Annotated in this window: 10 protein-coding genes and 4 pseudogenes; all 14 read left to right on the top strand. The window is 62.8% G+C overall.

Going from position 1 to position 11,012, the window contains the following annotated elements:
- The first annotated feature begins 123 nt into the window (after nucleotides 1-123).
- The 14 genes and pseudogenes from ASG84_RS27570 to ASG84_RS18885 all read left to right on the top strand — a co-directional run bounded on the left by ASG84_RS27570 (nucleotide 124) and on the right by ASG84_RS18885 (nucleotide 10,984).
- On the top strand, nucleotides 124-273 hold the full coding sequence (locus ASG84_RS27570) for a hypothetical protein (RefSeq protein WP_156399612.1): 150 nt from the start codon (nucleotides 124-126) through the stop codon (nucleotides 271-273).
- A 14-nt stretch (nucleotides 274-287) separates the two neighbouring features.
- Nucleotides 288-809, top strand: coding sequence for a hypothetical protein (locus ASG84_RS18955; RefSeq protein ID WP_057478581.1), 522 nt, complete (start codon nucleotides 288-290; stop codon nucleotides 807-809).
- Nucleotides 810-945: 136 nt separating this feature from the next.
- Nucleotides 946-1,449: a hypothetical protein gene (locus ASG84_RS18950; protein ID WP_057478580.1), complete on the top strand. Its 504-nt coding sequence runs from the start codon at nucleotides 946-948 to the stop codon at nucleotides 1,447-1,449.
- Nucleotides 1,436-2,485 carry a hypothetical protein gene (locus ASG84_RS18945; RefSeq protein WP_057478579.1) on the top strand — a complete coding sequence of 350 codons (1,050 nt, stop codon included), beginning with the start codon at nucleotides 1,436-1,438 and terminating at the stop codon, nucleotides 2,483-2,485. The genes ASG84_RS18950 and ASG84_RS18945 overlap by 14 nt, the downstream gene beginning before the upstream one ends.
- Before the next feature lie 50 nt (nucleotides 2,486-2,535).
- Nucleotides 2,536-3,210: hypothetical protein (locus ASG84_RS18940; protein WP_327213086.1), on the top strand; the 675-nt coding region annotated here is incomplete at its 5' end.
- Between the two features lie 246 nt (nucleotides 3,211-3,456).
- Nucleotides 3,457-4,539: pseudogene (locus ASG84_RS18930) on the top strand (phage portal protein); the annotation flags it as partial.
- Nucleotide 4,540: 1 nt separating this feature from the next.
- A pseudogene (locus ASG84_RS18925) lies at nucleotides 4,541-4,987 on the top strand (hypothetical protein); the annotation flags it as partial.
- A gap of 65 nt (nucleotides 4,988-5,052) precedes the next feature.
- Nucleotides 5,053-7,269, top strand: a complete 2,217-nt coding sequence (locus ASG84_RS27990) for a hypothetical protein (RefSeq protein WP_057478575.1) — start codon at nucleotides 5,053-5,055, stop codon at nucleotides 7,267-7,269.
- An 8-nt stretch (nucleotides 7,270-7,277) separates the two neighbouring features.
- Nucleotides 7,278-7,538, top strand: coding sequence for a hypothetical protein (locus tag ASG84_RS18915; protein ID WP_156399611.1), 261 nt, complete (start codon nucleotides 7,278-7,280; stop codon nucleotides 7,536-7,538).
- A 705-nt stretch (nucleotides 7,539-8,243) separates the two neighbouring features.
- Nucleotides 8,244-8,483: pseudogene (locus tag ASG84_RS18905) on the top strand (hypothetical protein); the annotation flags it as partial.
- Nucleotides 8,484-8,514: 31 nt separating this feature from the next.
- Nucleotides 8,515-8,877, top strand: a complete 363-nt coding sequence (locus ASG84_RS18900) for a hypothetical protein (protein ID WP_057478571.1) — start codon at nucleotides 8,515-8,517, stop codon at nucleotides 8,875-8,877.
- Nucleotides 8,878-8,894: 17 nt separating this feature from the next.
- A pseudogene (locus ASG84_RS28330) lies at nucleotides 8,895-9,848 on the top strand (major capsid protein); the annotation flags it as partial.
- A 287-nt stretch (nucleotides 9,849-10,135) separates the two neighbouring features.
- Nucleotides 10,136-10,504 carry a hypothetical protein gene (locus ASG84_RS18890; protein WP_057478570.1) on the top strand — a complete coding sequence of 123 codons (369 nt, stop codon included), beginning with the start codon at nucleotides 10,136-10,138 and terminating at the stop codon, nucleotides 10,502-10,504.
- A gap of 3 nt (nucleotides 10,505-10,507) precedes the next feature.
- Entirely contained in the window at nucleotides 10,508-10,984 is a 477-nt protein-coding gene (locus ASG84_RS18885; protein ID WP_057478569.1) for a hypothetical protein, read from the top strand.
- Nucleotides 10,985-11,012 lie beyond the last annotated feature (28 nt).

Raw genomic sequence — 11,012 nt, 5'->3', positions numbered from 1 at the left:
CTGCGGCGATGCACCCCAGGGGGGTGCCCCTAGGCCCCGCTCCTCGAGGTTCGCCGTGGGGGAGGGCTCTCCGAGGTGCGGAGGGTTCAAGAAGTTCCAAAAAAACACGGAGGCTTGTTGCCGATGTTCGAGCGCCCGATTCGCCGGCCATCCGACGCGGAGTATCTGCGGATGGTGGAGACGTGGATGAATCCAGGTTTGGAGTTCAGTCAAGAGAAGGCCGCCGAGAAGGCGCGGATCGCTCGACTGTTCGGCAAACAACCTCAATACTGAAAGGAAACTGCGACATGCCAGCGCAGAAGGAACCCACGCGATTTACCGCTCGATTCTCAACAGTCAGGGCCAAGCCGTACTACGGAACGTCCGAGTCGGGCCGCGAGATAGTCGAGTGGGTGTTCGGTCTCGGCGGTGAGGCGTCGTGGACGGAAGCGCACCCCGCGATCGACAACGAACCCGGTGAGGACGGTTGCCCGGCGAGCCCGAGTGAACTGCACTTACGCACGCGCACACCGGACGGAAACATTCTCGTCGAACGCGTCGAGAAGAGGTCGTGGGTCGTTCTCACCGAGGACGGATGGAGAGTGCTCGACGACAACTCGTTCATCGAGCGCTACATCGAGACCCCGGTAATCCCGCGACGCATTGTTGCGGACTACGAGCGACGAACTCTGACAGTCGACGGTCAGCAATTCCCGTTTCCCGTGTCGGACGAGTTTCCGCTGGAAGCGCGCAGCTTCGGCCCGATTCAGGTTGTGCGGGTCCCTATTTGCGCCGATGAGGTCCGGTTCATCGGGACACCCCCGAAATGAGAGACCGGGTCCACAACTTGATCGCGTCGGCGGTTCGCAAGTTGGCCCACCGTATGGGGTGGTTCTGATCGTTTCTCCCGCGGCACACTGCTGCGGTGTCTGTTCGGCGCACTGCCGAACGTAGGAGTTGGTGGCGATGTCGAATCACGGAGGTGCACGCAGCAGGTCCGGGCCGAAGCCGTCGATGTACTCGGCTCGTTCGGATGCCCGCGATCTGAAGGCAACTCGCCTACCGGTCGAGGGGTACAGCGACGACTTCCCTCCGCTGTCGGAGTTCCTGCCCGATGCCACTGAGCGCGAAGGCCTCGTGTGGGCCGAAGCTTGGACGACTCCGCAGGCAGCGCAGTGGATTCGCGAGCCATACCGGTTCCGGACGATCGCGATGTGGGTGCGCTGGACCGTGAAGATGGAAGATCCGGAAGCGCCGGCCGCTGTCGCGTCCGCTGCGCTGCGCCTCGCTGACCAGATCGGTCTGACGCCGTCTGGTCTGAAGGAGAACGGCTGGGTGATCGTGCCCAAGGATCAGATCGTTCCGGAGTCGCCGCCGGCAAAACAGCGTGCCGCGGGCAAGGTCATCGAACGCACAACGGGAACCGGTCGCCGGTTGCGTGGTGTAGTCCGGTCCGATGGCAGCGACTGAGTCGTACGCCGTCGACTTTCCCACCCTCGCTGACGTTCTCGACCCCTGGTATCAGGCGCACTGCTCGATCCCCGACGGATTTAACGTCGGGGATCCGTTCGTCATGGCCGACTGGCAGTTCTGGTGCACCGCAAACCACTACCGGGTGAAGAAGTCCGCTCGGTGGCAGCCGCGCAAGCCGATGCTCAACCAGGCGTTCACGTATCGGCGGTCGCAGATCGTCGGTCCGCAGAAGTCGGGCAAGGGTCCGTGGTCGGCGGCGGTCATCGCGGGCGAGGCTGTGGGGCCAACGTTGTTCGCGGGTTGGGCCGAGGCTGGCGACGGGTACGCGTGCTCGGACTTCGGGTGTGGCTGCGGTTTCGAGCATGCCTACAACCCCGGCGAGCCGATGGGTATGCCGTGGCCGACGCCGATCATTCAGTTGACCGCGACGTCGGAAGATCAGGTCGACAACGTCTACGGACCGTTGACGACGATGATCGAGAACGGCCCGCTCTCGGAGATGATGGGGATCCGGGAGAACTTCATCAGGTTGCCGGGCAATGCCCGCGACTCGATGGTGGAGAAGGTCACCTCGAATGCACTGTCTCGCATCGGAAAGCGCGTCTCGTTCGTGCTCAACGACGAGACCGGGCTATACACGAAAGAGAACAAGCTCGTCGAGGTCGCTGATGCGCAACGTCGAGGTGCGGCCGGTATGCAGGGCCGCACGATGGAAACCACGAACTGTTGGAATCCAGCTCAACACTCGTATGCGCAGCGGACCTACGAATCGCGCATGAAAGACGTATTCAAGTTTTACCGGATGCCACCGACCGGGTTGCGTTGGGAGAACAGGAAAGAACGTCGCGAACTGCTGCGATTCGTGTACGCGGGTTGCCCGTGGATCTCGATCGAATCGATCGACGCTGAGGCCGAGGAGATTTCGGAGACCGATCCACCGAAAGCGGAGCGCTGGTTCGGCAATCGCCTCGTTCAGGGTGTGGGTGCCTGGATGGATCAGGATGTCTGGGACGGTGCGTATGCGAGGGCCTGAGCGACTGTGGTTGCCGAATCCCAAGGCCGGCACTCAGATCTGCGTCGGTNGTGCCTGGATGGATCAGGATGTCTGGGACGGTGCGTATGCGAGGGCCTGAGCGACTGTGGTTGCCGAATCCCAAGGCCGGCACTCAGATCTGCGTCGGCTTCGACGGCTCGGAGTCCAACGACTGGACAGCGATCCGGGCGCAGACGAAGGAGGGCTACTCGTTCACGCCGCGCTACGGCGACGAACGTGCACTGCGGCCGACAATCTGGAATCCGGCAGAGTACGGCGGCCAGATCCCACGCGATCAGCTCGAAGTCGCAGTGGAGCACATCTTCGACCGCTGGGATGTCGTCCGGATGTACTGCGACCCCGAGGGTTACTACTCCGAGATCGGGTCGTGGTCGGTGACSTACGGCGCGGACAAGGTGTTCGAGTGGCAGACCAACCGGCCACGTCAGATGCACGAAGCGCTGCTGCGGTGCGARACCGAYYTACGCAGCAAGCGAATGACGCACGACGGGTGCCCGATCACCACCCGCCATGTCCTGAACGCACGCAACGTGCCGATGCCRTCGCAGCGGCACGGCATCCGTAAGCCGGTGGGCGAGCATCACCGCAAGATCGACGCSGCGGTGGCCACGGTCCTCGCCAACGARGCCACACAAGATGCGTTGGTCGCKGGCTGGCCGGATCCGGTCGACCAGCGWGTGTTCTTTTTCCGCAATCGAAAATGAAGGAGGGGTTGTGACAGCACCGATTCTGCGTACGACCCTGTCTTCGGACCACCGGGACCTGATCGGCAAGATGAACGCGAGCCTGTCTCGCCTCCAGCCGGCCGATCGACTGCACGATCTGTACTTCGAGGGCGATCAACGGGTCAAGCAGCTCGGCATCGCGGTGCCACCGGAATTGCGGATGTTCGAGACCATCGCGAACTGGCCTCGNCCCTGTCTTCGGACCACCGGGACCTGATCGGCAAGATGAACGCGAGCCTGTCCCGCCTTCAGCCGGCCGATCGACTGCACGATCTGTACTTCGAGGGCGATCAACGGGTCAAGCAGCTCGGCATCGCGGTGCCACCGGAATTGCGGATGTTCGAGACCATCGCGAACTGGCCTCGAATGTATGTCGAGGAGATCGCGCGCCGACAGCGGATCAAGTCGCTGATACGCCGGGACTCGAAGGCCGAGGCCGTCATCGACGAGGAAGGCAACGAGCTCGCCCCGCGGGTGTCCCGCAAGGACGTAGCACTACAAGAGAGCTTCGACGTCAACAACCTGGCATCCGAGATCCGACTCCTGAACAAGGAAACGATGATCTACGGCCGGTGCTACATGACGGTCGGCACCAACGAGGACGACCCCGATCACCCGTTGATCTCGGTCGAGTCCCCGTTGCAGATGTCCTGCCTGATCGACCAGCGTCGTCGACGAATGTCCGCCGCGTTCCGGCAGTTCCGCACCGAGGACGGCGACCGGGTCGGAACGTTGTTCCTTCCCGACCAGACGATCCAGGTGATTGCGGGCCCGCGAGGTTGGCAATACGACGAGGTCGGCGGCGACGCGGAGAACGAAGACGACAACGACGCCGTCGACCAACACGACCTCGGTGTCATCCCGGTGGTGCTGTTCCTGAACCGTCGCCGTCTGGGCAAGTGGACGGGCACGACCGAGATGAAAGACATCATGGGTCTGACCGACGCGTGCGCCCGCACTCTGGCGAACATGCAGGTTGCGCAGGAGACCCACGGCACGCCCGGCAAGTGGTTGCTCGGCGCGACGAAGGGCGACTTCGTCGACGAAGAGGGCCAGCCGATCCCGGTGTGGGAGTCGTACTTCACGGCCATGGCAGCAACTGCCAAGGGACCGAAGGACGCGGCATTCGGGCAGTTCTCGGCGTCGGATCTGCGGAACTTCCACGACACGGTGAAGCTGTACGCCGGTCTCGGATCGTCGGTGACGGGCCTGCCGATGCGGTACTTCGGTCAGAACACCGCCAACCCGGCAGCTGAAGGTGCGATTCGAGCCGACGAGTCACGCATCAACGGCAACGCCGACGAGAAGNCTGCCGATGCGGTACTTCGGTCAGAACACCGCCAACCCGGCAGCTGAAGGTGCGATTCGAGCCGACGAGTCACGCATCAACGGCAACGCCGACGAGAAGAACGAGAGCCAGGGCACCGGCATCGGCTGGGCCATGGCGCTCGAGGAGCGGTTTCGCACAGGCGAGTGGCCTGACAAGGGCACGGCGATCAAGGTCGAGTGGATCGATCCCGGCACATCGACGAAGGCCGAGGAAGCGGACCACATTCAGAAGCTCAACGGCGGCACTCCGGTGTACTCCCGCGAGGGATCGTGGGACGAGCTCGGGTGGGACGAGAACCGGAAGAACCCACATTCAGAAGCTCAACGGCGGCACTCCGGTGTACTCCCGCGAGGGATCGTGGGACGAGCTCGGGTGGGACGAGAACCGGAAGAACCGCGAGCGTCGCTATTTCGCGGCCGAGAGTGATCCGGTGCTGGACCGCCTGAATCGCCAGTTGACCGAGGTACCCAAACGCACCCCGGGAGACATCGATGATTCCGGAACCGGCAGCTGACAGTTACCTTCGCCAGCAGGGCATCCAGAACGATGTCATCGAAGCGGCAACGGAGATTTGGGGTCGTCGGCCGCCACGCGATTTCGATGCGTGGTTCGCCGACAACGTCGATCGGCTTGTTGGTGTGGTCACTGCCGGCCAGCAGGCGTCGGTGGCCGGAACCGATGCGTACGTCGAGGACACACTCGGTGCCCTCGGCAACATCGTCGAGCCGATCGCGCAGGTCGATCCGGAAGGACTGATCGGAGTTGCCTCCGACGGACGGGCCCTGGACACGCTCATGTATTCGCCGATCATCACGGCGAAGAGCGAAATCAAGGAAGTAGTCGAGCGCGGTAACCCGGTCGGCCCGGATGTGTTGTCGGCGGCTTGGGAAACAGGGCTGCGTATGACGCAGCTCCGGGTGCAGACACAGGTGGCCGACGCCAACCGGGTCGCGACCGGTCTCGGCGTGACGGTGCGTCCGGATGTCGGGTACGTGCGCATGCTCAATCCGCCGTCGTGCTCGCGGTGCGCGGTACTGGCGGGCCGGTTCTACCGATTCAGCAGCGGCTTCCTTCGGCACCCGCTCTGCGATTGCCGGCACATAGCGTCGACGGAGGACATCGCCGAAGACCTTCGCACCGACCCGATGGATTACTTCGCCTCACTCGATCCACGGATGCAGGACAAGATCTTCACTCTCGCGGGCGCGCAGGCCATTCGCGAGGGTGCGGACATCGGGCAGGTCGTCAACGCACGACGTGGTGCACACGGCCTCGCCACCGCGGGTCGACTCATTCGGCGTGATGTGTATGGGCAGAGCCTGTTCACCACGACCGAAGGTGTCACCAAGCGCGGCGTCGCAGGAAAGCTGATACGACGTCGTGGCAGGACTCCGGAGACGACACCTCGCCTGATGCCCGAGGACATCTACGAACTGTCCGGTGGAGATCGCGACGAGGCGCTTCGCCTGCTCCGATTGAACGGCTACGTCCTCGATCGATCGGGTCCTCGTTCGGGCGTTGGTTCACGGATCGGCCTAGTGCCGGATCTCGATGGGGTCGTCAAGCCGCCGGTGCCTGTGAAGCCGCCCATGGTCGATCTCGATGCCATGGCCGATTGGCTCGCAGCCGAGGACAAGTACAAGGCTGACGTCAGGAAATGGCTCGGGGCCGAGAAAAAGTACACCGCCGACGTGAAGAAGTGGCTGGCAGCGGAGAAGAAGTTCAACGCTTCGCGCATCCTGTCGCCGGCCACGCGTGACATCCTCGCGTCCGCAAAGGCGTCTTTGCCGGTGGATAGAGCCGGATGGCTCGACACCACGATCAAGTACCCCAAGGATCGTAACGGGGCGAAGCTGGTCCCTGAGAAGCTGCAACGGCACCTCGACTCGACGTTGTCTGTCGGTCGCGCCGTTCGAGCCGATGCAATGACACGAATTGCAAAGGACAAGCAGGTCAGGCGATTACTGGCCGAGGAGAAGGAACTCATTGCGAGCGGTGGTGCTTTCGCTCCGCGCCGAAACGAGATCCTCAAGCTCGTAGCCAAGCGGGAGCAGGAGGTCGTCCTGGAAACACTGCGAGAGATTCGTCAAATCGGTGGTGTGAAGCAGCCGGCAGTAATTGCCGATTTCGGGGTATCGAGTGCCACAGCGGGCAATGCAGAAGGTTTAGCTTCTCTGCGTCGAGCTGAGTCGATCTTTCCCGCAGATTGGTTGCGAACTGCATCTGCTGGCCGATTGGATATCGGCAAGGCGGATCGGGCCTTCTACTCGGCCAACCACGACTACATCGCTGCTGACGCAACCGACGTGAAGCCGAACTACCGTGGAGGTTTCGATTCGTATCCCGACGAGATCATGGCGCACGAACTCGGTCACCGCATGGAATCGAAAATCGACGGGCTCACTCAGTTGGAGTTCGCCCTGCTTCGCTCCCGGTCCACGAAGAGCGGAGTCCTCGAACCGCTCAGCCGCGTGTATCCCAAGGACGCGGAACTTGCCGACGAGGTTGGCTATGAGGACCAATGGAAGGATCGGTACGCAGGCAAGTCGTACGCCGACGATTCCACGATGGCCGATCCGGCACGCCGTCCTGCGGAAGTGTTCCAGGTAGGTTTGCAGGACACGTTCGGACGCAGCAACACCACTGGTGAGTTCGACAAGTCCAGTCAGCTACAGGAATTCGTGATCGGGGTGATGGCGCTTCTATGACCTGGAAAGTGACATCTCAGACGGACCCGGAGCGGTGGCTCGAGTCCACCGGCGGTATCGATTTCACCGCTGATCCTGAGACCAGTTACGAGCTCGCTGATCTCAGCCAGTTCGTGTACCCACTGACTCCGGTCGGGCCGGGCGTTCGCGGAGTGCGGACACCGTCCGAACTGTTCGGTGCCGCGTGGTTCCTTATCCCGTCACCTCGAGTGGCCGGCGAGCATCCGCCGTATCCGGACATCCCTAACGATCCCGACGTCATCTACTGACTGACTTTGCAAGGCCCCGAACGCAACTGCGGTCGGGGCCTTTCTCATGCCCGTGCCATGCACGGGCCTATTCCGCCTGACCCGCAGTGGGCAGGTCTCGCTGCCCGCACGGGGCGCACCACTAGGAGAAACCGCTCATGCGCAGAACCATCCTGTCCGACGAAATGTTCGCCTCGTTCCTCACACGTGGCCGCCAGCCGGCCGTGTGGTCGGAGCAGCCGTTGCAGCAGCAGATGGACCGAGACGATCCCGACGACAAGGACGACCCTGACGACTCCGGCGATCCGGACGACGACAAGGACGATCCCGACGACGACAAAGATGACGTCAACGACAAGGACGATCCCGACGACGACAAAGACGACCCGGACGACAAGAAGTTGGGGCCGAAGGGTGAACGCGCTCTCGCTGCCATGAAGGAGAAGCTGCGCAACGAGCGGGCACGCCGACGGGCGGCCGAAGCGAAGAACTCTGCTGCAGCAGTGGACGACAAGGCCAAAGAGGCGGAGCGAGACATTCTCGCCAAGGCCAATTCACGGATTCTGCGTTCGGAAGTGCGGGCAGCTGCCGCGGGCAAACTCAACGATCCTGCCGACGCAATCAAGTTTCTCGACCTCGATCAGTTCGATGTCGGTGAAGACGGCGAAGTGGACGAGGACGAGATCGAAGATGCGATCGACGACCTGGTCAAGCGGAAGCCGTATNTTTCTCGACCTCGATCAGTTCGATGTCGGTGAAGACGGCGAAGTGGACGAGGACGAGATCGAAGATGCGATCGACGACCTGGTCAAGCGGAAGCCGTATTTGGCCGCGCAAAGCGGCGACCMGAAGAGAAGGCGGACACCCAAGGGTGACCGCAGGCAGGGCGGTGGTGGTCGTGAAGCGACCGGCACTGTGTCTGCCGGCCGCTCGCTGTACGAGGCCAAGAAGAAGAAAACCACCTAATCGAACTGACCTCTGAAGGAGGGACATTCACATGGATCTCAACGTCAAGCGCGAAGAWTTCGGCCAGGACGATCGGTCGTGGCTCGCCACTGCACACGGCACCGAGACCGCGCGTCCGATCAACATCGACGTCGCGTCGTTCGCGGGCAAGGTCGTCGACGGCTGGATCAAGTCCGGRTACGCGCTCAAGAAGATCGGCGCTCGCTAYGGACTCCGGACCGACGGCGACGCCGACCCGATCGAGGGTCACCTGTACACCGCGGTGAAGGTTCCGGCCGGCCTCACGGTCGTCGCCGGYGCTTTGTACTGGCATGGCGCGGTCGTCACCGCGAAGCTGCCGCAGTCCGTCAACACCGCGGGGCAGGCAACTGCACGCGACATCCGATACTTCTAGGAAGGGGCTGAACAGCAATGGTGGCTCTGGTACTCAACAGCGACTACATTTCTCCCGCCGAACTGTCCGGCTACGTCCGAGAGGCGTTGAAGGACCGTCCGATCAACGATCTGGCGCTCATCGACGATCTGCTCCCGGACACCCTGATCGACGACGTCGACTTCCGGGCGAACATCACCCAGCTCGGTCTGCGACGTGCCGCGAAGTTCCGCACGTTCGATACCGAGGCTCCGCAGTCCGCACGCAAGGGCGTGGCGCGGATCTCCGGGGAGCTTCCTCCGATCTCGGAGAAGCGCATCCTCGGTGAGTACGACCGGTTGCGACTACGCAAGGCGGACAGCGCGATTCTCGACATCATCCTCAACGATGCCGTCGAGTTGGCCGAGGCGCTCAAGACCCGAATGATCATGGCCAAGGCTCAGGCGGTCGTGACCAGCAAGGTCTCCCTCGCGCAGGACGGCCTCGAAGTGGAGGCCGATTTCCAGCGTTCGGCGGGTCACTCGGTCACCGCGGCGACCTTGTGGTCCGGTGCGGCCGATCCGGTTCTCGATCAGGAGTCGTGGTTCACGGTCTTCCGACTTCTGAACTCGGGCAACCCGGCTCGTGCGATCACCTCGCAGCGCGTGATGTCCACGCTCATGCGTAACCCGGTGATCAAGGCGATGTGCCTGGCTCCCGGTGCGACGCAGGGAATCGTCACTCGTGAACAGGTCAACGCCTTGTTCACCTCGTTCGGGCACCCGCCGTTCGAGATCTTCGATGCGCAGGTCGAGGACTACAACGGCAACACGGTGCGTCTGATCCCGGACGACCGAGTTCTGTACATCGCCTCGAACGGTGCCAAGCTCGGCGAAACCCTGTGGGGCATTACGGCCGAGGCGATCGAGTCCGACTACAACATCGACGCCACCGAAGCGCCGGGTGTTGTCGTTGGCTCGTACATCAACCCCGATCCGATTCAGCGTTGGACGAAGGCGTCGGGCATTGGTCTGCCGATCCTCGGCAACTCCAACGCGACGATGATTGCGAAGAAGTCGAGTGCGTCGAACTCGTCCTTCTGGCCGAGTGGGGCACCGGATCCCTTGCTGCGCCCGATCACTCGCTCTTGTTCCTCCTCATGAAAGTCATTGGTCTGCAGCAGCGTTGTCGTTGGCTCGTACATCAACCCCGATCCGATTCAGCGTTGGACGAAGGCGTCGGGCATTGGTCTGCCGATCCTCGGCAACTCCAACGCGACGATGATTGCGAAGGTGCTCTGATGGCGAATCTCACGACGATCGTGCATGTTCCGGACGAGGACGGGACGTACCACGTCTTCCATCCCGGCGACGAAGTGCCGGAKTGGGCGGTCAAGGCGATCACCAATCCGACCGTCTGGGACGAGCCGCCGGTGATCGCKGCAAAGGCGACAGCTGCGAAGAAGGCTGCGGCGAAGAAGGCGGCACCGCGCAAGGCGACGACCGCCGCGTCCGCCGATRCCGCGGCTGGCTCCGACTCCACCGGTGGCGACACCAACGGAGAAGCTGACAGCGCCGGCGACAGCAGTGGCGACGACGCGGATTCGTCGGGTGACGGCGACAACGCCGACTCGGCCGCTGACGATTCGTCGTCGTCCATCGGRGACTGACCGATGGCGTCGACGGAGCCGCTGATCACCGTCGACCACATTCGTGACGCCAGCCAGGAGAGCTTTCCCGAGGACGCGAACTCACCGGAGCTGAAGCAACTTCAGTTCCTCATACGGTTCGCGTCCGGGAAGGCCCGCAACGACGTGCGCCGCACGTCCGGGCTGGACCTCGATCACGGTCTCGCGGAAGGTCTGCTCGACCGAGACGTGATGATCGGTGTGATGTCGGTAGCGGTCATCCGCGCACTGACGAACTTCCGACGAGGCCTCGGCGTGAAGTCAATGCAGTTCCCCGAGGAGACGACCGAGTTCGATCTCGCTCCGGACGCATCGTCACTGGTGTACTTCACGCCGAGCGAAATCGCGGACCTCACACCACTGCCCGCCAAGGGCGGTCTCGAATCGTCGTCGTTCTCGATCTCGCCGTCGTACGCACCTGATCGGCGACCGCAGAATTACCGCAGGGACTTCCTCACATGAGGCGGTACCCGCAGAACTGGTCGGTGCT

This window comes from Rhodococcus sp. Leaf278 (genome assembly GCF_001426085.1).
In the GTDB taxonomy this organism is placed as follows: Bacteria; Actinomycetota; Actinomycetes; order Mycobacteriales; family Mycobacteriaceae; genus Rhodococcoides.
The sequence above is the reverse complement of the archived record's forward strand: the minus strand, read 5'-3'. Positions and strand labels throughout refer to the sequence as shown.